This is a genomic window from Parvibacter caecicola (assembly GCF_003725335.1).
Classification (GTDB): Bacteria; Actinomycetota; Coriobacteriia; order Coriobacteriales; family Eggerthellaceae; genus Parvibacter; species Parvibacter caecicola.
In genome coordinates this window covers 86,952-108,620 of sequence record NZ_QIBY01000006.1, presented here as the reverse complement: position 1 = coordinate 108,620, position 21,669 = coordinate 86,952, and the positions used below count along the sequence as shown (strand labels likewise).

The window sequence follows — 21,669 nt, the reverse complement described above, 5'->3', positions numbered from 1 at the left end:
CTCCCTTTGGTAAGGGCCCACTACCCTATCATGAATGTTATGGGAAATGCCCCTCTATTCGGGGGTGTGCCGTCGGGTAATTTTACCAGTGGAAAGAAGGCCCTCGTGCAAGAGTATTTTGGAACTTATCAAAGATTCGAAACCGTTTCCAAGAAGGATGCAGGGGCTTTGCTTGGGGCCGACAACATCATCGGTGACCAGTATCAAATTCAACTAGAGCTGGTGGACGGGCAGCACCGCGGTTGGCTGGTGAATCGCTTTAACGCCCGCATCGGCTTCTTTGATGGCGAATTCTCGCGCAAGCTAAGCCTTTTGAAGGCGAAGGGGCTCACTCTCACCGCTATTCTGTCGTTTGTGGCGTTCACCGAAAACCCGGAACCGGGCCATTACTGGGGAGAGATGGCGGTTATCGCTTATCCCGCAGTTGAAGGCGAGGCCTTCCAAAAATTCGCCGATGCCGTGGCGAAGAAGATTGGCGAAGGGGTGCACCCAAACATCACCCTTACCCCAGACGGCGTGCAACAAGTGATTGATGCGCAGGGCGCCTGGCTGCCGGAGAAGAACATCCCCTACCCCACCCTGGACAAGGGCACCGTGTTCCTGAAAAAACGCCGCTCCTTGATGGACGGCGTGGTTGAACAGGGGCGCAAGGGCAACATCGGCTGCTACATTATCAGCTGGGCCGTCTTACTGGGGCTGGTGGCACTGATTATCTGGGGCTTCGTTTCCTGCGGCGCCCAGTAGGGCCTTCTTAAGCCTCCAGCGCATACTCGATCAACTGGGTGCACAGCTCGGGGAACGAAATTCCCGCTGCACGCGCTGCATCCGGCAATAGCGAAGTGGCGGTCATACCGGGAATAGTGTTGGTTTCCAACACCCAGGCCTGCCCGTTGACGGTATCCAAAATGACATCGGTACGGGAAACCCCCGAACATCCCAGCGCTTTATGGGCCTTTACCGCCAAATCCTGCACCAGAGCCGTGTAATCATCCGAGATGCGCGCCGGAATGATGTGCTGCGATCCACCGGGAGCATATTTGGAATCAAAATCGTAGAATTCCCCGCGGGGCACAATCTCAATTATCGGAAGTGCCTGTGGATTCTCATTGCCCACCACCGCCACCGTCAGTTCGGTACCCTCAATGAACGTTTCCACCAGTGCTTGGTCGTCGATTTCGTGAACCTTGGCCAGCGCCTCCTGTACCGATTCCGGCGTATCGGTCATGTAAATGCCCAGGGCGCTTCCCTCAGTGGCCGGCTTCACCACCGAACGCGGCCCCACTTCCTTCACCAACTGCTCAACGTTTACATCCTCGCCTTTGTTCACGGTTACAGAGCAAGGAGTGGGCACGCCTGCTTTGTGATAGAACATTTTGGACAGGCCTTTGTCCATAGCAATACCACTGGCCAAAGAATGAGAACATGTGTACGGTATTCCTAGAATTTCCAGCATGCCCTGCAGCGTTCCGTCTTCGCCGCCTTTGCCGTGCATGCAAAGAAAAGCTACATCGAAGGGCTCTTCCAAAAGGATTTTCAATTCTGATTTCTCGGAAGGATCAATCCGCATTACCTTGAAACCTGCTTCTTCCAACGCTTGAAGGGCGCCTGCCCCCGATGCAAGGGAAATTTCGCGCTCGTTGCTGTTACCTCCACACAGAAGTGCAACTTTGCAATCAGCAGGGTTAATCACGGTTTCACCTTTCATTCGCCATCACAATGGGCTGCAAGTATACCAAATACCCTTGGAAGCTTTTTGCAGTCACTGTACCTGTTTCAAGATTACTATAATGCCCTCATGGAAAACCTCATCAGAACATATTCACTCGACCAGCTGGCGGCTATAACCGCCGAGGCGGGTCAATCTAGATTTCGCGCCAAACAACTGTACGAATGGCTGCATAAACACCATGCACTCAGTTACGAAGAAATGACCAACTTACCCAAGGCGTTTCGAGATCATCTTGAATCCCGTTATCCTTTGCCCGCAGTTACCGTGATCAATCGCCAGGTTTCTCAAGACGGCACACGGAAATACGTACTACAACTTTCCGATGGCGCACTTATTGAAACTGTCGGCATCCCCTCCCGTAACGATCAACGGCTTACGGTATGTGTATCCTCTCAAGTTGGTTGCCCGATGGCCTGCCAGTTTTGCGCCACCGGTAAGGAAGGCTTCACTCGCAATCTTAACGCCGATGAAATCACTAACCAAATTACGGTTGTCGAGAGAGATTTCCAACAGCCGGTTTCCAATGTGGTAGTGATGGGCCAGGGCGAACCATTCCTCAATTACGAGAACTTGCTCATGGCGCTGAAAGAGATAAACAATTCTCAGTCCTTCAACATCGGTGCGCGCCACATCACAGTGTCTACATGCGGCATCTTGGAAGGAATTGAGAAATTCGCCAAAGAACCATTCCAATTCACTTTGGCAATTTCCCTACACAGCGCAATTCAATCAGATCGCGATTCACTGATGCCACGCGTGAAGAGCCAGCCTCTCGATAAATTGAAACAATCCCTGCAGGCATACATCGATCACACAAATCGCCGCATCACTTTCGAATACCTTCTCATTAAGGGCATCAACGATAGCAATCTCCATCTTGCAGCCCTTAAGGCCTATGCAAGCGATTTACTCTGTCACATTAACCTCTTGTCCGTAAACAACGTTGATGGCTCCCCTTTCAAACCACCTGCGCCGGAAACCGTCAATCACTGGTCCAACGAATTAAACAAAGTAGGAATAGAAACCACCATCCGCCATTCCAAAGGCGCAGACATAGACGGAGCTTGCGGCCAACTCAAAAACAAACTCATCTGAGACAAAGGGACAACCCTAATGCCTCAAATCATCTTCGCAAGGCAGAGATTCTATCTCCGCCTAAAACCACCGTTTTGTAGGCGTGTCGGGACATATGCTCTTTTCGCACAGGCCATCAAGGGAACGGAATATCATCTCGGCCTGAAATCGCTACCCTACGCAAGTCGTCCGTTTAGGCAGAGATAAAATCTCTGCCCTATAAATTCAACCTGCAACAGTATCCTGGCTGGGCCGACCCGGCAACTCAATCCAGCAAGAATGTATATCTCATTAAAAGAGTACAGTGCAGCTGTGCGGGGGAAAGGCGAGGGTGGTCCAACAAAGCGAGTTCCGCACGGCGGAAAAGCGCCAGTGGCGCTTTTCCCAAAGTAGGACTGTCTGAGCGACTTGGACCGCCCCGCCCTTCCCCCCTGCTCCAAATAACCAATTGCAAGCTATAAAAAAAAGGAGTGTTTCACGTGAAACACTCCTTTGCAAATCAAAACCTGAAGCTCGCGCTACGCTATCTCATCAAAAATACGGCGCAAATCATCTTCGTCGGTAAACTCAATTTCAATCTTGTTTTTACCTTTTGCACTCTTAATGCGTACGTTAGTCTGCAAAACATCGCGAAGCGCCTTGGCAACTTTCTTATAAGCAGTAGGCAAAGGTTGACGAGGAGAAGGTTGGTCGGAACTCATCTCTTTACCAGAGAAAAGACGAGCGAGTTGCTCAGTTTCACGCACAGTGAGTCTCTGCTCTTTCAACTTCTCAATGAGCTTCTCCTGTGCAACTTCATTCTTAATGGAGAGGATCGCACGAGCATGACCTTCGGTAATCTCCCCATCGAAAAGCATCCGCTGTGCCTCTTCAGGCAAATCAAGCAGACGGAGAAGATTCGCAACAGTTGAACGCCCCTTGGAAACTGCTTGGGCCACTTCCGCTTGAGTCATTCCCTTGCGTTCCATAAGGCGGCGATATCCGTAAGCCTCTTCAATGGGATTCAAATCGGAACGCTGAATGTTCTCAATAAGGGCCAACTCAAGAGCTTTGTCATTGTCGGCTTCTTTGATGATGACGGGAACCTTTTTAAGCCCCGCCCTCTGGGAAGCTTGCCAACGGCGCTCACCGGCAATAATTTGATAGGTGCCGTCAGCCACCTCGCGCACAATGATCGGTTGCAGCAAACCATCCTTTTTAATCGAGGAGGCAAGCTCTTCCAAATCTTCTTCTTTGAAGTTCGTACGGGGCTGATCGGGATTTGGCTTAATTTTGGTTATATCCATCTCATTTGCGTTCTGAGAGGCGCGAGACACAACCCTTGCCTGCTCGGCAGGTACCCCTTTCATCACGCCTTCAGGGCGCTGATTTGAGACTGCAGGAGACGTTTTAGCAACACTAGTAGGGGGTTTGCTAGGGTTTTCACCTTTCGCGCCTTCTAGGGGTATTACAGCGTCTCTGGATTGAATTGTCCTTGGCTCAAGGATAGGGTCATATTCATCTATTTCACCAAGCTCAACCACAACCCTCTCGCGCTGTTGCGAGGGGACAGGAGCCTTTGCCGAACCGGATTCTGTCTTCTTCTCCTCAGAACGAGGAGCTGCCTTATGGGGCTGCGCAGGACGAGCACTCTCATAAGAGTCTCCCAGCAGGGAACTGAGCCCTCTACCCAAACCACTTTTATTAGGCTTAGCCACGACTAATCACTTCCTTCGCAAGCTCAATATAGGAAATCGCACCTTTACCTCGGGGATCATATTCAGTAATAGGCATACCATAACTCGGAGCCTCAGAAAGTTTAACCGTACGAGGAATCAGGGTGTTAAACACAGTACGACCAAAGTAACTTTTTACTTCATCAACCACTTGTTTAGACAAAGTGGTTCGATTGTCGTACATAGTAAGAAGAACACCGGATATCTCGAGGCTGGGATTCAAACGGGTTTTGACACGTTTCATTGAATCGAGGAGTTTTGTCACACCTTCAAGTGCATAAAACTCACATTGAATGGGAATCAGCAGCTTATCAGCCGCAACAAGGGCATTCACCGTTAAGAGACCCAGAGAAGGGGGACAATCAATAAAGATATAGTCGTACTTGCCCCGCATCTGACCAACCGCATCCTTCAAGCGATTCTCACGGGCCATCTCGGACACTAACTCAACTTCAGCACCAGCAAGGTTGATGGTTGCCGGCGCAACATCCAATCCCTCGCATACATCCGGGATAATCACATCCTGAAGTGGCACATCATCAAGAAGAACGTTGTAAATGCAAGATTCCACCAGGCCCTTATCAATACCCAACCCACTGGAAGAGTTACCCTGGGGATCCAAATCCACCAATAACACCTGTTTATTCATGGCACCAAGGGCCGCTGCGAGGTTAATGGAAGTAGTAGATTTACCCACACCACCCTTCTGATTCAACACAGCAATCACTTTAGTTTGCCCAATAGCGTGAGTAACAGGTTTCTTATCAGCGTATTTCTTCAATTGAGTGGGTTCATAACCCTCATTATCAACAGGAGAGGTAACCTCATCAATCTCACGAGTAGTTACCACGTATTCTTCAGGGGAATCAACCGACTCCTCAATCTGATCCTCAATTTGAGAAGAAATCACCTCATCTGAGGGTTTTTCTCGCTTCTTGCCATCAAAGATACCCACATCTACCTCCTACTTCCTATAAAAATACCTCAATAGGCTAATTACCTATATTCCTATCAAAATCAACTGCCTATAAGCAGTAATTCCCTGAATTAGGAGGTGTTTCACGTGAAACACTGAGCATCATTCATACGATTGAACAGGATATAGGACAGAGAGCCCCAGTACAACAGCTATTTTTCACTCACTGAAGATTTATACAGTGCTTTTGTGTGAGTGGTTAAAAGAAAACCGATGAAATAGGTTTTGGAGGGTGGGCCGACCCGTCAGGTATGAAGCCGCTGCCCAGGCGGGCCGTCCATTTAGGCAGAGATAGAATCTCTGCCCTACGAATCCGACCTGCGATGCATCCTGGCTGGGCCGACTCGGCGGGTCGGAGCGAGGTCCGGCCAAGCGGAGTAGAGGGGAAATCCACTCGACCGAAGGTCGAGTTAGTTCCCCTCGTACGGAGCGTCGAGCGCAGGCCTGTCGGGTCGGCCCAGCCTCCGGAAACCCGGCATCATCCCCTTCCCTCGTCATGCAATGCAGCTGTGCGGGGGAAGGGCGGGGGTGGTCCAACAAAGCGAGTTCCGCACGACGGAAAAGCGCCGGTGGCGCTTTTCCCAAAGCAGGACTGTCTGAGCGACTTGGGCTGCCCCCGCCCTTCCCCCTGCTATGAAAAGAGAAAAGGCAGGGATAAGATCTTTAACTTGCAAATAAGCTCAATGTTTCACGTGAAACATTGAAAACTACGATTCAATTTGTTTCACGTGAAACATTACGAGAGTGGATTATGTTGGGCTGCTCCAATTTTACGTGGAAGTTTGAGTTGAGCTGGAGATACCTTCTCGAAAACGAAGATTCGGCGCAGCGTGTTGCCATCACTGAGAACCGTAGAGTAGTCTTTTATTAACTTCATACCGACTTTGGGACAAACTTTCAACGCAAGATCAATTTCACTTTGCTCAGTTTGTGCTTTATAGCAAATGAGTTGGCCTCCAATTTTCAACAAAGGCGATGCTAATTCAATTAAGGAAACAAGTTGAGTAACTGCACGAGCTGTTAAAACAGCAAAGGCTCCTTTCCTCTCTTTAGCAAGCTCCTCAATACGACCACCGTAAGTATCAATTTGATTCGAAAGTCCGAGGGAATCAACGCCTTCTTGAACAACATTTACTTTCTTCTTTACGGAATCGATGAGCACAGCTTTACGTCCTGATTTGACCGCAATGGGAACACCAGGAAAGCCACCGCCAGTTCCCATATCGCCATACAACCCTTCAGGCGCGGAAATTATATCCTGCAAAGGAACGAGGGAGTCTTCTACGTGAAGGATTTTAGCGGTATCCAAATCTGTGATTCGCGTGAGATTGATTCTTTGGTTGGCTTCCAGAATATATGCCAGATAGGCGTCAATCAGCTGATCAGATTTGTCGAGCTCTAACATCAATGGCTCCTTTGGGAATTGGTAACCAGGATAGAGTATACAAACAGCCAGGCAAAAGAAAGGCCCCTTTCGGGGCCTAGGCAATACAAAGGAGCAGTTGCTTATTTAGGGAACACAACTACATGGCGAGCAGGACCTTCTCCTTCAGAGCAGGTGGTCACCCGATCGTCGCCGCGAAGGGCAATATGGATGATGCGCCGCTCATACGGAGTCATGGGGCGCATCTTAACACTGCGACCGGAGCTGGCTGCGCGATTAGCGGTGGATTGAGCCATGGATTCCAACTTAGCGCGTTGACGATTCTTGTAACCCTCAACATCAACTACCAGAGGGTAACGCATACCAAGCTTGCGCATGGAGATGGTTGAAACCATGAACTGAAGAGCATCCAAGTTGCGGCCATGACGACCAATGAGTACGGCAAGATCATCCCCGGTGATGTCAAGAATCAACTCACCCTCATCACCTTCGTACTCATCGATGGTGATTTCACCAACGTCAAAATGCTCAAGAATGTCCTGAATTACGGAAATACCAGTGTCCGCAATCTGGTCGAGCATCTCATCAGAAACAACGCCCTCTTCAGGGTCCTCAACTACTTCTTCAGAAACTTCATCAAGCTCTGCTGACTCGATGATCTCTTCTTCAGCCATAGGTTCTCCTGTCTCTATAAGATGGAGAAGCCCCAAAAACGAGGCTTCATAGGAAACTACTTTTTCTTAGTGGGGCGCTTCTTCTTTTCCTTGCGCGTCACATTCACTTCCACCGGTTTAACTTCAATGACCTGCTCTTCTTCCTTGCGGGCATCTTCCTTGCGACACATGGCCAAGGTAATTTGGTTCTGGGCAATGCCGATCAAGGAAGAGGCGCCCCAGAACAAAAGCACGCCAGCGGGGGAACTCCAAGAAATCCAAAGCATGAACAAACTCATGACGCCGCCCATGATGAGAGTTTGATTGCGCTGCTGAGTGTTTTCCGACTTCAGCTGCATCATAACCATGGGAAGGAATGTGGCACCTGCAAAGATAACCATGAGAATGACATAGGGAACAAATGTTCCAAATCCCACTTCAAGCGCCTGCTGGGGGGTCATAACCAGGTTGGGAACAATATTGTAGAAGCAGTAATCCTGAACTTCCTCGCGTTGTCCCATCTCTCGAAGCACCTGGAACAAGGCAACGAAGATCGGCATCTGCAACAGCATGGGCAAACAACCGGCCAGAGGATTGAACTTAGCCTCCGCGTAGAGTTTCTGCATCTCCTCTTGCTGACGCTGGGGATCGTTGGCGTAGCGCTTCTGCAGATCCTGAATCTTCGGTTGAATCTTCTGCATCTGGTAGTTGGATTTCGCCTGCTTGTGCATGAGTGGCGCCACCAAAATACGAAACAACACCGTAATGATGATGATGGCCAGGCCCCAGTCATGACAGAAGCCATAGAAAAATTGGATGATGGAGAAAATCCAATCCTTAAACCAATCCCACATATCAAATCCTTCCGCACATGTTGAGCGAACCAGTGAGCTATGGCACCGGGTCGTAACCGTGAGGTCCGCCAGGGCGACATCTCATGATTCGCTTGCATGTCAGCTTGAGCCCTTTCATGAACCCATAGCGCTTAAATGCCGTCAAACCGTATTGAGAGCAGGTGGGGACGAATCGACAGCAGGATGGGAACAGGGGAGAAATGCAAAACCGATAAAAAATGATAACGCCAATGGCAATCCACGTAGGAATGCGCACCAGCGGCTTCAACAAATCATTCGGCTTCAATTTCAACGGAAAATCCCGCCCTCGAAAGCGTCTTGCCACATGTGGTAAGAACTTTACTATAAGTTTCCCGTGTTACGGCGCTTTTGGCTAAGAAAACAATATCGGAGCCGGGCCAAGGGCCGCCAAGATCGCAGCAAATTGCTCTCATGCGCCTCTTCGCCCTGTTGCGCCATACCGCGTTGCCAAGTTTTTTTCCCGCAATAAAAGCAACACGACCCTGAGGGCCGTGTGTAAAGGGTTCTTCTTCAGTTGATGATTCTCGGGCGCTAACTATAAAAGTGATGTAAGGAGACTTAAATCTCTTGCCGCACTCGAATAAAGAAGAAATATCGTTGCTGGATTTAATTGTTTCCAACGAACTGCCTGTTTTACACACACAGACGCTTGCGACCCTTGGCACGGCGTGCGGCCAGAACAGCGCGACCACCCTTGGTAGACATGCGGGCGCGGAAGCCGTGGCACTTTGCACGCTTACGGTTGTTCGGTTGATAAGTACGTTTCATGTTTCTACCCTTCCTGGTAAAAAGTGTAACTTCGAAATTGTAACGCCCGATTTTATTAAGTCAACTAGTAATTTTTCTTTCCTTGCATTTCTTCCGCTTGGAGGGAATGGCGGTTATCAAAGGGATTCAGAGGGAATGAACGCTGGCTCCTGGCTTCTCTAAAAAATAAAGCATCATCATCTTAATAAGGACGGTGGAAAAAAGGAAAATGAAAGTAATCCCAGTTGGCATTGAAGGTTTCAAGGTGAGCAAAACGCTTCGGGGTACGCCTGGGTTTCCACAATGGTCCATGAAGCCGTAGTTTTGCTCCACTGCTTTTCCTAACGAAAGCCCGCTGATTCCACTGGGTAATTAACCCTCCATAATCATCTGCTTGATGTTTTCGATTTCCTCTCGCACTTCTCGAGACTGGTTGATCTTCTTCTCTATGGAAGTGTAAGAGTGCATTGCGGTGCTGTGATCGCGGTTGAAGCGTTTACCGATGGTGGCGAAGGGAACATCAAGCATCTGACGGCAGAGGAAGATGGCGATTTGGCGTGGATAGGCGATGTCGCGGCTTCTCTTCGATGACAACATGTCGGTATGTTTCACATGAAAGTACTTTTCCACTTCTTTCTGTATGTCGTCGATGGTGAGGTTGCGGGTAGGACCACCGGTGAAATGGCTGGCCAGCAGCGTATTTAACTCGTCGGCGGTCATGGAAATTTTTCCGAAATAGGTCATGTGGTAGATGACCGTGGTGACCGCGCCTTTCAGCTCGCGGATATTTGGGCTGGAGTTTTCCGCGATGAACAGCTGCACGTCGTCGGGGATGACGATGGAGTCGCCGCCGGCGTTGCGCTGGTATTCGTTGATGAAAAGGCGAATGATGCCAAGTTTTGTCTCAATCTCCGGCGGCTGGATGTCAACGGTGCCTCCGCTTGAGAATCGGGACGAGTAACGCTCATCGATGTCGATATTTTTAGGGGCACGGTCAGCCGAAAGGACAATCTGTTTATTCATGTCGCGCAGCCGGTTGAAAATCTGGAACACGATATTGAGGGTTTGTTTTTTTCCCTGCAGGTGCTGAATGTCGTCGATCAACAGCACATCGGCGTCCTCGTAGCGCTTCTTGAAGTTGACGAAACTGTTTTTCTCGGTGTCGTGGGTGGTACTGGCAATTGTGTAGTCGTTCAGCAGGTCAGCGGCATCCACATACAAGGTGCGCAGGTAGGGGCGCGAATCGCGAATGTAGTTTTCGATGGCCCTCATCAGATGGGTTTTTCCCAGGCCGCTTTTCCCGTAGATGAACAAAGGGTTCAGCGGCTCTTTGCTGGGGTTTTCCGCCACGGCCAGTGCCATTGAGTAGGCCATACGGTTTGAATCGCCGATGACGAAGTTTTCAAACGTGGATGTGGAAACGCGGGATGACGTGCCATCCCCACTGGCGTTTTCCTGCGGCGCAGCTGTTTGGGTTGGGGCGGCGGCGGGAGCTTCTTCGTACACGGTGGCTGTGGTGTTGGCTGGCCTGGTATTGTAGGGCTGCAGCGGCGGGGCAATGGGGACTGCGGGGACCGGAGCCGCGACTGAGGGGGCGGGGCTCGGTGCAACCACCGCCGCCGGTGCAGCCACAGGGGCTGCCGGTGCGGAGTCGATAGCCAGCACCACATTGAAAGGTACTTCAAACATATCTTGCAGTGCTTGGCTGATAAAAGGCAGATAGTGGGCTTCCACCCAGTTTTTCAAAAATTCGTTTTCAGCGGTGAGCATAAAGAAGCCTTCGCTGATTACCTGGGGGTGGAGGCGGGCGAAGAAAGCATCTACTTGGGAAGCGTCAACAGAGTCGTATTCTTTGACTATCCGCCAAACATTTTGCCAGTAGTCGTTAAGAAGGCTGCTGTCCATAGTTTTACTCCTTGAGATGCTGTGTTTTTAGTACATTGTTGAAAACTCAGTGAGTCAAGATAACATATTCCCATTGTGTCTAGGTGAGACAAGCTGTTAATTGTTGCAAAAATTTGGTGGAAAAATCAGTGGAAAATACTAGTCGTGCAACGCCTGGGCTACTTGGTAACCAATATCGGTCAAGGTGCGTAGCTTCGTGTTCACCAAATCGCGGGCTATGAGGCCCTGGTCTTCCAATTGGGAGAGTATCTTGTAGGTGCTGGAAGGGGCGATGCCCGTCCACTCGGTTATGTCGGTGATGCGCAAAGGGCCGCTTTCGTTGTTGAGCAGGCGCAACACGGTGCGGGCGTTTTCGCTGAGATGGGGAATGACGGTGTGACCGAGTGCCCGCTGATGGGTGGGCGCAGTGCTGTAAGGGTAAGCTGCCGGCGCGGGGTATGCGGCCGGTTGTCCATAGGTATTTTGTTGGGGGTAGGCAGCGCCGTAATAGGGCATCGGTTGGTTCACCGGCGCCGCGGCAGCCGGATAGGGAGCGGCCGGGTTTACTGGCATCGCCCCCGCCGGTTGTTCTGTGGGGAGCATTTGGTAGGCAGCTTCATCCCCTGCCGACGGAATTGCCGGAGATGGAGGCTGCGGCGCGGCGGCCAAAGAACTGGGGGCACCCGCAGGCGCCGCCACAACAGGAGAAAGTTCCTTCTCGAGGCTGATGGTGATTACCGATCCGCAATTGAGGTTGTCTTCAATGGTGATGGACCCGTGGCTTACATCCAGATAGTCCTTAACGATAGGCAGCCCGCTGCCAACGCCGCGAATGTAGTGCTTCATGGGTTCCACCGCGGAAGAGAATCCCGGTAGTTGTGCCTTGTCCTTCGATGCAATTCCCGGACCTTGGTCGGCGAATCGGATGGTGTTGCCGTTGTCCATGATGGAGACGATGATTTCCTGGAAGCGGGCATGGATAAAATTTTCCGAAACCTCTCTTATCACAGTGTAAGGGATAGATCCGCCGGAGGTGCGCGCTTGGTTATAGATAGTTGAAGCCAGATTTTCGATAAACAATCCTGTTTCAGCGGGAGGAATTTCCACTACGCGCGGGGCACTGCGAAGGTCGTCATAAATAGCAATGCGGGCAGTGGTATTCACGAAAGAGAAGTCAAAGGGAGCTTCAAGTGATTCCTCGTTCAAGGGTTGGGAGGGGGCGGTGGAGGGGCTCACGGTTGGGTTCCTTTCAAAATACTGCGTTTACCTGGTATGTTTTGAGAGTTACGAAAGGTTTGTTAACTGCTTTCACGCATTTTTCCCAGAAAGAAATTATAAGGGAAGAAATATTCCTAGGAAGAAAAATCTTTTTTCCGGGATGTGGAAAAAGAAATATGGCTTGAACTGGCGTATTTCATAGTTTTCAACAATTTGTTCATTAAATGGGGAAAACCTAGAAAAAACTGCGCAGAAAAGAGAGAAAAAAGAGAAGGAAAATTGGAAATGGTTAAAAAAACTTCTTGATTTTTGACTCGGGAAAGGTTTTACCAGGTGGGTAAACTCTAGCGAAACGATGGTTTTCCCCATTCACCAACTGACTCATCTGTCAACACGAATCTTTGTTCTCTTTAGTGAAAGTAATGATAAAACCGCAGGTCAAGTTTAAAGTTTGAAGGAAAATAATAGAAAAAAGTTTTTTGAAATTCCTTCGCCGAACGGTATGTGGAAAACCTTAAAATTTGTTTTTCACGGCAGAAGGCCCGTATAAGCCCTTCTTTTTCCTTTAATTTCAACATTTTCCACAAAATAGCGGTTGAAAATGTGAATAACTAAGAGCAAAAACATTATGGGACAGGTCATTATTGGAAATAGAGAGCCATCGGAACAACTCTATGGTGTGGGGCCGCCTGCGCCGTTTATAATGAACCCCATCGATGAATAAGGACGAAAAAGGGGCCTCTTGTGAAATTCAGCATCAATAAAGGCGAATTGCAAAATGCGCTGGCAGTGGTATCGAAGGGCATCTCTACCCGTTCCACTCTTCCGTCCCTGGCTGGTGTGTACCTGAAGGCCCAAGGCAACCAGCTCACACTGGAAACCACCAACTTGGATCTGTCCATTCGCCACACGGTGATGGCGCTGGTGGAAGAGGAGGGAACAGCCCTTTTGCCGGGCAAGTTGTTCGGTGACATTGTAAAAAGCTTGCCGGACGCCTCGGTTACCGTGAGCGCCACCCATGAAGAGGCCTACATCACCTGCGACAAATCGTCGTTTGCCATCCAGGCGCTGAACCCCGACGACTTCCCCGGGTTCCCCCACGTGCAAACCTCTCAGGAAATTTCTGTGGAGTTCCCCATGTTTTCCTCGATGGTGAAAAAAGTGGCCCGCAACGTGTCGCGGGACGAAAGCCGTCCCATTCTCACCGGCGTTCTGGTGAATTATGAGAATGGACGCCTGCGCATGGTGGCCACCGACTCTTACAGGCTTGCCATCACCGACGTTGCGGTGCAAGCGGGCGAGGTGGAAGATTTTGAATGCGTTATTGCCGGTGGCTTCATGCTGGATTTGGCGGGGTTGCCCAAAACTGAAGACCCTATCACGCTGGCTTTGGCGGAGAACCAAATACTGGTGCGCTGCGGCGAAACAGTATTTGTGAACCGTCGCATCGAAGGACAGTATCCTCCGTACCAAAAGTTGCTACCCGATGGGTATAGCACCCGCGCTCGGCTGCAGGTGAGCGATTTAGCGGCCAGCATCAAGCGCGCATCGCTGATGGGTAATTCCTCCTCGCCCGTGCGTTTTGATTTGAATGCTGCCTCTCAAACGCTGCAGGTTTCCGCCATGACCCAGGACGTGGGTTCGGCGAAGGAAATTGTGTCGGCCTCCATCGAGGGCGATGACATGGAAATTGCCTTCAACTTCGCCTACGCCTTGGAAGGTTTGGCCGGCGTTGGAGGGGACGAGGTGTATTTGGAACTGCAATCCTCCACAAAACCGGGCATCTTGCGGGCAATCGGACCGGAGAACTACCTGTTCCTCATCATGCCCGTGCGCATTCCGTAGGCCCGGGGCCGAGAGCGGCTATGTTAACTCTCACCCAACTTGAGCTGCACAATTTCCGCAGCTATTCCCAGTTTTCTCTTGAGGAGATTGGGCCCCTTACTATATTCATCGGGAACAACGCGGTGGGGAAAACCAATCTCATCGAAGCCATCCAATTGCTGACGGCGGCGAGTTCGTTTCGCCACCCTCTCATTTCCCAGATGGTGAAATGGGGCGAGAGTGAAGCTCGGTTGAACGGGCTGATCACCGGCGATGGCCGCCATCTGGATGTGCAGTTGCAGATGACGGGCCACAGTAAAAAATTTTCCCTCAACGGCAACCGTAAAAAGGCAGTGGATTTCATGGGCACGTTACCGTCGGTGGTGTTCACCCCCGACGATTTGCAGTTGGTGAAGGGGCCGTCGTCCTTGCGGCGCCGCAGTTTGGATGCGTTGGGGTGCCAGCTTTCCCGAAACCACTATCTTATAAGTAAAGACTACGAGAAAGTGGTGCAGCACAAGAACAAACTGCTGAAGGAAGGAGCCGATCCGCTGCTGCTGGAAAGCGTGAACGAAATGCTCACCATATGCGGCAGCCAGCTGATTGCCTACCGCGCCGCTTTGGCGCACCGGTTCTTCCCCGTTATAGAGCAGCGCTACCGCGAGATAGCCGATGGGGAAGAAGCGGCAGTAATCTATGCGCCGCTGGGAGATTATGGCGAAGGGGAGGAATTGGTTTCCAAAAGTCGCGATGAGCTCAGAGAGGCGCTGGCGAAAAAACTGGTAGCTGCCTTGCCGCAAGAAATGGCGCGGGGGAAAAGCCTGGTGGGTCCCCATGGCGATAAAATCAACTTCCAAGTGAAAGGCATGCCCGCGGCCGACTTTGCAAGCCAAGGTCAGCAAAGGTCGTTGGTGCTGGCGGAAAAACTTGCGGAAGTGGCCATGGTGGAGGAAGTGTTGCACGTGAAACCTGTGCTGCTTCTGGACGACGTGATGAGCGAATTGGATGGAGACCGCCGCAGGGCCATTCTGAATTACATCAACCAAGACGTGCAGACATTCATCACAACTACCCATCTGGAATACTTCGAGAGCAGCCTTCTGGAAAGCGCGCGACTGGTGCATTTGTAGAACTAGAAGCCGCCTATCAAAAAAAATGCGCACCAGAACCCCGTAAACTGGCTTTTGATAGAAAAAACGGGAAATAACTCAAATAGCACTGCAAAAGTGCCTTCACGGGGCTTAAATGGCGCCGCAAGAGCCGCTTAATGAAAACGGTGTGAATAATATGTTAGAATACCAGCACTAATGCGCCGCATTCGCAGGTGCATTTATTTATGTTTCAAAGGGGTATGCGCCCCGTGTATCTGGGAAAAGGAGCGTAACTGTGGCCGAAAAACCAGGTAGTCATTACGATGGATCCGATATTCAGGTGCTGGAGGGACTGGAAGCGGTCCGCAAGCGCCCGGGTATGTACATCGGTTCCACTGGCCCCCGTGGCCTTCACCACTTGGTGTACGAGGTGGTGGACAACTCCGTTGACGAAGCTTTGGCCGGCTTCTGCGACAACATTATCGTGACCATCCACAAGGACAACTCGATTACCGTCGAGGACAACGGCCGCGGCATTCCCGTGGACAAGCACCCGAAAGAAAAAATCCCCACAGTGGAGGTGGTGCTCACCATCCTTCACGCCGGCGGCAAGTTCGGCGGCGAAGGCTACAAAGTGTCCGGTGGCCTGCACGGCGTGGGCGTGTCGGTAGTGAACGCCCTTTCTTCGAAAGTTGTGGTGCGCGTGCGCCGCGATGGCGTGGAGTACGAGATTGACTTCGAGTATGGTAAAACCGCCACGAAGCTGCACAAGATTGGGTCCGCGAAGCGATCCGGCACCACTGTTACCTTCTGGCCCGACCCGCTCATCTTTACCGAGACCACCGTGTACGATTTTGACACGCTGGCCACCCGTTTCCGTGAGATGGCGTTTTTAAACAAGGGGCTGAAGATTACCCTGCGCGACGAGCGCGTGACCGACGCCGAAGGGGAGCCCCGCACCGAGGTGTTCCAGGCGGCCGGCGGCATCGTTGACTTCGTGAAGTACCTGAACGAGGGCAAGGAAACCCTGAACCGCCCCATCTATTTTGAGGCGGAAAACGCCGACGGCACCGTGGAAATTGCCCTGCAGTGGTCCACTTCCTACTCCACTAATTCGGTGCTGGCGTTCGCCAACAACATCAACACCCACGAGGGCGGCACCCATCTGGATGGTTTCAAAAATGCCATCACCCGCACCATCAACGAGTACGCCCGCTCGAAGGGCATCTTGAAGGAGAAGGACGCGAACCTTTCCGGCGACGACGCCCGCGAAGGATTGGCTGCCATCATTTCCGTGAAACTGCACGATCCGCAGTTCGAGGGCCAAACGAAAACCAAGCTGGGCAACACCGAAATTCGCCCGCTGGTGCAAAACGCCGTGATGCGCGGTCTGGCGGAATACCTGGAGGAGAACCCGGCGCCCGCCAAGCGCATCGTGTCGAAAGCGGCTCAGGCGCTGAAGGCTCGCGAAGCCGCCCGCAAGGCCCGCGAGATGACCCGCCGCAAGAACGTGATGGACTCGTTCGCGCTGCCGGGCAAGCTGGCGGACTGCTCGTCGAAGGACCCGTCGGTGTCCGAAATCTTCATTGTAGAGGGTGACTCCGCTGGCGGCTCCGCCAAGCAGGCGCGCGACCGCAAGTACCAGGCCATCATGCCTTTGCGCGGTAAAATCCTCAACGTGGAGAAGGCGGGCCTTCACCGCTCCCTTACCTCCGACACCATCAGTTCGCTAATCACCGCCATCGGCACCTCCATCGGCGACGACTTCAACGCCGACAAGGCCCGTTACCACCGCATCATCATCATGACCGATGCCGACGTGGACGGCGCCCACATCCGCTGTCTGTTGCTCACCTTCTTCTATCGCTATATGCCGGAGCTGATCAACCGTGGCTACATTTACATTGCACAGCCGCCCATTTTCGGCCTAAAGAAGAAGAACTCCCGCAACCCGAAAATCGAGCGCTACATCTACGACGAAAAGGCCCTCTCTTCCACGTTGGCGGAATATGACGACCCATCGAAGTTCGACGTGCAGCGCTACAAGGGCCTGGGTGAGATGGACCCGGAGCAGCTATGGGAAACCACTATGGAGCCGGCCACCCGCACCCTGCTGCAGGTGAGCATCGATGATGCCGTGGAAGCCGAGCGCGTAGTGACCGAATTGATGGGCGACCAGGTAGAACCCCGCAAGGAGTTCATTCAGAAGCACGCCCGCGACGTGCGCTTCCTGGACATTTAAGAAGAGCGCCGAAAGGAACAGCCGAGATTCGTAGGGCAGAGATAGAATCTCTGCCCTACGAAAAAAAAAGCGGGGAGAAAGCCGAAGGTAATCCTTCGGCCTCTTCTCCACCCAACGAGGTATTAAAAAGGGCAAGAAAATTCCCAGGAAAGAAAGGGAACTTATGGCTGAAAATGACGATCGCTTCGACGAGGATCGCGAGAACGTAGACAACTTGGAGCGCCTGCTGGCACGCGCCGAGGAAGATGACAGTGAGGGCGATGAGGAAGCCGAGGTGACATCCGCCTCTTCCACCATCGAAGAGGAAACGGACGTGGACCACGTTATTTCCGAAGAAGAGCGCGCCCGCTCCCTGATTGTGGACATGCCCAACCCCCACGGATCCATCATCGAAGGCGCCAACGGCGGCGAAGGCACCACGGTGCGCGCGGCATTTCTGGGCAAGGAGATGCAGTCTTCCTTCCTGGAATATTCCATGTCAGTTATTGTGTCCCGCGCCCTGCCGGATGTGCGTGACGGCCTGAAGCCGGTACATCGCCGCATTTTGTACGCTATGAATGAAAGCGGCTACACCCCCAATAAGCCGCACATGAAGTCGGCCCGTACCGTGGGCGACGTGATTGGCAAGTACCACCCCCATGGCGACTCGGCCGTGTACGACACCATGGTGCGCCTGGCCCAGCCCTTCAGCATGCGTTTGCCGCTGATTGACGGCCACGGCAACTTCGGCTCCATCGACGGTGACTCCGCCGCCGCCATGCGTTACACCGAGGCGCGCCTGGACAAGGCCGCCATGGAACTGCTGCGCGACCTGGAGAAGGAAACCGTAGACTTCCAACCCAACTACGACGAAAGCCTGCAAGAGCCTAAGGTGCTGCCGGCCCGTTTCCCCAACCTGCTGGTGAACGGCTCCAACGGCATCGCCGTGGGTATGGCCACCAACATTCCCCCGCACAACCTGGGGGAATCCATCGACGCCACTTGCCTCATGCTCGACAACCCCGATGTGACCACCGAGGAACTGTTGCAGGTTATGCCCGGCCCCGACTTCCCTACCGGCGGCATCATCACCGGCCGTCAGGGCATTTTGGACGCCTATGAAACCGGCCATGGCAACCTCACCGTGCGCGCCAAGTGCTCCATAGAAGAGCGCAAAAACGGCCGCTACTCCATTGTGGTGAAGGAAATTCCCTACATGGTGAACCGCAAGCGCCTGCTGGAGAAGCTGGGCGAGCTGGTGCGCGACAAGAAGCTGCCGGAAATTTCCAACATCCACGACGCGGCCGACCGCCACGGCATCGACATCATTATCGACCTGAAGTCGAACGCAGTGCCGCAAGTGGTGCTAAACAAGCTGTACAAGCACACTCAGTTGCAAACCGGCTTCGGCATGAACATGCTGGCGCTGGTGGAAAACACCCCGCGCCTGCTGACGCTGAAGGAAATCCTGTACTACTACATCGAGCACCAGAAAGACGTGGTTACCCGCCGCACCCGCTACGAGCTGGCCCGGGCTGAGGAACGCGCCCACATTCTGGACGGCTACATTGTGGCGCTGGACAACATCGATGAAGTCATCTCCATCATTCGCTCGTCACAAACCGACAAAGAAGCCGCCAAGCGCCTCACTTCGCGCTTCGGCCTTTCCAAGAAGCAGACGGACGCCATCTTGGAGATGCGCCTGCGCCGCCTGACCGGTTTGGAACGGGAGAAGATCGAAGAAGAGTTGGCCGAGCTGCGCGAGAAGATTGCCTACTACAAGCGCGTGCTGGCCGACGAGCGCGAAGTGCGCCTGATCATCAAAGAAGAGCTGCAGGATGTGAAGAAGCGCTACGGCACCCCGCGCCGCACCCGCATCACCGCCGAGGCCAAGGAAATCGACGTGGAGGACCTCATCGCCGACGAGAACATGGTGATCACCATGACCAAGGCCGGCTACATCAAGCGCCTCCCCGTTACCACCTATCGTCAGCAGAAGCGCGGCGGCAAGGGCATGCAGGGGGTCAACCTCAAAGAAAGCGACTTCGTGGAGCACCTGTTTGTGGCCTCCAACCATTCCTACATGCTGTTCTTCTCCACCGCCGGCAAGGTGTATCGCCTGAAGGCCTACGAGATTCCCGAGGCCAGCCGTCATGCCCGCGGCACCGCCATCGTGAACTTACTACCGCTGATGAAGGGCGAAACCATTTCCGCCGTTATCGCTACCAAGGAATTCCCTGAAAACGAATTCCTCATGTTTGCCACCGAACAGGGCATGGTGAAGAAGACGGCCATGAAGCAATTTGCGAACATTCGCAAAGACGGCCTGATTGCCATCAACCTGCGCGACGACGACCACCTGATTGCGGTGCGCCGTGTGGCCCAGGGTCAGAAGGTGATTATGGTGTCCAGTGCTGGCAAGGCCATCATGTGGGACGAGGAAGAAGCCCGCGCCATGGGTCGCGACACCATGGGCGTGCGCGGCATGACGGTGCCGGCCGACGCTCACGTGCTGGGCATGGAGATTGCCCGCCCCGACACCGACCTGTTCGTGATTACCGAGAAGGGCTTCGGCAAGCGCACTCCGGTGAGCGAATATCCCTGCCACCATCGCGGCGGCCAGGGCGTGTACACCATCACCATGACCCAGAAGAAGGGCTTGCTATCGGTGATGAAGATCGTGGGCCCCGAAGATGAAATCATGATTATCTCCGAGGAAGGCGTTGTGGTGCGCACTCCTGTCAGCGGCATTTCCGAACTGGGCCGTTCCACTCAAGGCGTGTGTGTGATGAAGGTGGCCGACAAAGACCGCGTAGTGGCGGTGGCCATTTCCTCTACTGGCAAGAAGCGCAAGGCGAAGACTGCCGAGGAAGGCGCCGACATCGACAAGGAAGAGATGGAAGAGCTTGAGGCCGAAAGCGAAGCCGGCGCCTTGGGCGAAGACGACCTGGACTAGAGTCTCGGAAATTGCCAACAGTCGGTAGGGGAGCGCAAATGCTCTTCTTTTGAACCAAAGGGAAAGGGCCCGCGGGCCCTTTCCCTTTACTTGAAGTCTTCCGGAGCGATGCCGTCCAAGAATTGGCGGAATTCCTCGAACTCGGTTTCCTCGTCCCGTGCCTCTTTGAACACGTAGGGGTAGGAGGCTTTCTCCATCAGGCTGTCCTCCATGTAGAAAGGGGCACCTTGGCGGATGGCTAGGGAGATGGCGTCGGTGGGGCGCGCGTCCAGCGTGATGGTGCGGTCCCCTTGCTTCAGCACCAGATTTGCGTGGAAGGTTTGGCCGCGCATGTCGGTGATTACGGCGTGATCGATGGTGGCATCCAGGTTTGTGATGGCGTCCAGCAGCAAATCATGGGTGGCGGGGCGCGGCAACTTCACCTGCTCAAGGGCAATGCCCAGCGCCGCCGCCTCGTGGGTGCCAATCCATATGGGGATGATGCGCGCCTCGGTAAGCCCTTTGTCGTCGGAGGGTTCAAGCACCAGCACCGCCGGTTGGCCCTGCCCCGGCACCACCAAGGTAAGTACGCGCAAAGGAATCATCTCAACTCCAATCAGCCAAAATACCTTCCCATTGTCCCATAACCTGACAGGGGACGGGGTTAATGTCAGGTTTTCGTATCGTGACAGGGGGACGTTCACTTTTGTCACGTTGGCCATCGCAGGGCCGTGCCGCTATCTCTGCCTTTTGCGTTTCTGGAGGGTGGGTCGACCCGCCGGGCCTGCGCTCGACGCTCCGCACGAGGGGAACTAACTCGCCCTGGCGGGGGGCGAGTGGATTTCCCCTCTGCTCCGCTTGGCCGGACCTCGCTCCGACCCGCCGGGTCGGCCCAGCCCCAGTTGCGCTGCGGGTGCCGTGACAAAAGTGAACGCCCCCTTGTCACAATGAGACATTAGGGTTGTCCCTTCGTCTCACAATAAAAAAACGGTCGCGTGAGCGACCGTAGGATGGATGGTGGAGCATAGGGGAATCGAACCCCTGACCTCAGGCTTGCAAAGCCCGCGCTCTCCCAGCTGAGCTAATGCCCCGATTGGGTTCTGCACAATTCCCCGTAACAATAATAAACGCTCCACCGGCTAACTCGGCTCACGGTGGAGCGTTTATCGCAAAAAATGGTGGGCCCGAATGGACTTGAACCAGCGACCTCACGCTTATCAGGCGTGCGCTCTAACCAACTGAGCTACGGGCCCTTGAAAAAGTGCTTGAATATATTAACCCCCTAACCGATGGGGGTCAAGCAAAAATTAAGGTTATTGGCAAATGGCGGCGAAAACGCAGAA

At 53.0% G+C, this 21,669-nt stretch carries 18 protein-coding genes and 2 tRNA genes; 6 read left to right on the top strand and 14 right to left on the bottom strand.

What is annotated here, in order from left to right; genetic code table 11:
* Positions 1-105: 105 nt before the first annotated feature.
* Positions 106-744 (top strand): hypothetical protein, encoded by a 639-nt coding sequence (locus DMP11_RS05405; RefSeq protein ID WP_123185481.1) that lies wholly within the window; start codon positions 106-108, stop codon positions 742-744.
* 7 nt (positions 745-751) lie between these two features.
* On the opposite strand, the gene DMP11_RS05400 is transcribed toward DMP11_RS05405, so the two are convergent.
* The gene (locus tag DMP11_RS05400) at positions 752-1,690 is read right to left on the bottom strand and encodes a D-alanine--D-alanine ligase (RefSeq protein ID WP_235869397.1); all 939 of its coding nucleotides are present in this window, start codon (positions 1,688-1,690) and stop codon (positions 752-754) included.
* Between the two features lie 105 nt (positions 1,691-1,795).
* Between DMP11_RS05400 and rlmN the strand changes: the two genes are divergently transcribed.
* Positions 1,796-2,824, top strand: coding sequence for a dual-specificity RNA methyltransferase RlmN (rlmN, locus tag DMP11_RS05395; protein WP_123185491.1), 1,029 nt, complete (start codon positions 1,796-1,798; stop codon positions 2,822-2,824).
* 497 nt (positions 2,825-3,321) lie between these two features.
* On the opposite strand, the gene DMP11_RS05390 is transcribed toward rlmN, so the two are convergent.
* From DMP11_RS05390 to DMP11_RS05345, 10 genes are all read right to left on the bottom strand, one after another.
* Positions 3,322-4,500 (bottom strand): ParB/RepB/Spo0J family partition protein, encoded by a 1,179-nt coding sequence (locus DMP11_RS05390; RefSeq protein ID WP_235869395.1) that lies wholly within the window; start codon positions 4,498-4,500, stop codon positions 3,322-3,324.
* The gene (locus DMP11_RS05385; RefSeq protein WP_183621492.1) at positions 4,493-5,260 is read right to left on the bottom strand and encodes a ParA family protein; all 768 of its coding nucleotides are present in this window, start codon (positions 5,258-5,260) and stop codon (positions 4,493-4,495) included. The genes DMP11_RS05390 and DMP11_RS05385 overlap by 8 nt, the downstream gene beginning before the upstream one ends.
* 970 nt (positions 5,261-6,230) lie before the next feature.
* The gene (gene rsmG, locus DMP11_RS05380; protein ID WP_123185478.1) at positions 6,231-6,899 is read right to left on the bottom strand and encodes a 16S rRNA (guanine(527)-N(7))-methyltransferase RsmG; all 669 of its coding nucleotides are present in this window, start codon (positions 6,897-6,899) and stop codon (positions 6,231-6,233) included.
* Between the two features lie 101 nt (positions 6,900-7,000).
* The gene (locus DMP11_RS05375; RefSeq protein ID WP_123185477.1) at positions 7,001-7,552 is read right to left on the bottom strand and encodes a Jag family protein; all 552 of its coding nucleotides are present in this window, start codon (positions 7,550-7,552) and stop codon (positions 7,001-7,003) included.
* 56 nt (positions 7,553-7,608) lie between these two features.
* Complete coding sequence (locus DMP11_RS05370) at positions 7,609-8,385, bottom strand: YidC/Oxa1 family membrane protein insertase (protein WP_123185476.1); 777 nt, start codon at positions 8,383-8,385, stop codon at positions 7,609-7,611.
* Between the two features lie 37 nt (positions 8,386-8,422).
* A complete protein-coding gene (gene yidD / locus DMP11_RS05365) occupies positions 8,423-8,641 on the bottom strand; it encodes a membrane protein insertion efficiency factor YidD (protein ID WP_235869402.1) in 219 nt (72 codons plus the stop codon).
* 16 nt (positions 8,642-8,657) lie between these two features.
* Positions 8,658-9,026 carry a ribonuclease P protein component gene (rnpA, locus tag DMP11_RS05360; RefSeq protein WP_123185474.1) on the bottom strand — a complete coding sequence of 123 codons (369 nt, stop codon included), beginning with the start codon at positions 9,024-9,026 and terminating at the stop codon, positions 8,658-8,660.
* 13 nt (positions 9,027-9,039) lie between these two features.
* Positions 9,040-9,174, bottom strand: coding sequence for a 50S ribosomal protein L34 (gene rpmH, locus DMP11_RS05355; protein ID WP_123185473.1), 135 nt, complete (start codon positions 9,172-9,174; stop codon positions 9,040-9,042).
* 351 nt (positions 9,175-9,525) lie between these two features.
* Positions 9,526-11,058 carry a chromosomal replication initiator protein DnaA gene (gene dnaA / locus DMP11_RS05350; RefSeq protein ID WP_123185472.1) on the bottom strand — a complete coding sequence of 511 codons (1,533 nt, stop codon included), beginning with the start codon at positions 11,056-11,058 and terminating at the stop codon, positions 9,526-9,528.
* Positions 11,059-11,196: 138 nt separating this feature from the next.
* The gene (locus DMP11_RS05345) at positions 11,197-12,273 is read right to left on the bottom strand and encodes a helix-turn-helix domain-containing protein (RefSeq protein ID WP_123185471.1); all 1,077 of its coding nucleotides are present in this window, start codon (positions 12,271-12,273) and stop codon (positions 11,197-11,199) included.
* 726 nt (positions 12,274-12,999) lie between these two features.
* Here DMP11_RS05345 and dnaN point away from each other — a divergent pair.
* The 4 genes from dnaN to gyrA all read left to right on the top strand — a co-directional run bounded on the left by dnaN (position 13,000) and on the right by gyrA (position 20,347).
* Positions 13,000-14,100, top strand: coding sequence for a DNA polymerase III subunit beta (dnaN, locus tag DMP11_RS05340; protein ID WP_123185470.1), 1,101 nt, complete (start codon positions 13,000-13,002; stop codon positions 14,098-14,100).
* A gap of 20 nt (positions 14,101-14,120) precedes the next feature.
* Positions 14,121-15,209: a DNA replication/repair protein RecF gene (recF, locus tag DMP11_RS05335; protein ID WP_123185469.1), complete on the top strand. Its 1,089-nt coding sequence runs from the start codon at positions 14,121-14,123 to the stop codon at positions 15,207-15,209.
* A 256-nt stretch (positions 15,210-15,465) separates the two neighbouring features.
* Positions 15,466-17,412, top strand: a complete 1,947-nt coding sequence (gene gyrB, locus DMP11_RS05330) for a DNA topoisomerase (ATP-hydrolyzing) subunit B (RefSeq protein ID WP_123185468.1) — start codon at positions 15,466-15,468, stop codon at positions 17,410-17,412.
* A gap of 163 nt (positions 17,413-17,575) precedes the next feature.
* Positions 17,576-20,347, top strand: a complete 2,772-nt coding sequence (gyrA, locus tag DMP11_RS05325; RefSeq protein ID WP_123185467.1) for a DNA gyrase subunit A — start codon at positions 17,576-17,578, stop codon at positions 20,345-20,347.
* An 86-nt stretch (positions 20,348-20,433) separates the two neighbouring features.
* On the opposite strand, the gene DMP11_RS05320 is transcribed toward gyrA, so the two are convergent.
* The 3 genes from DMP11_RS05320 to DMP11_RS05310 form a co-directional block, all read right to left on the bottom strand.
* A complete protein-coding gene (locus tag DMP11_RS05320) occupies positions 20,434-20,931 on the bottom strand; it encodes a bifunctional nuclease family protein (RefSeq protein ID WP_123185466.1) in 498 nt (165 codons plus the stop codon).
* 410 nt (positions 20,932-21,341) lie between these two features.
* Positions 21,342-21,417 (bottom strand) — tRNA-Ala (locus DMP11_RS05315).
* 85 nt (positions 21,418-21,502) lie between these two features.
* Positions 21,503-21,579 (bottom strand) — tRNA-Ile (locus tag DMP11_RS05310).
* Positions 21,580-21,669 lie beyond the last annotated feature (90 nt).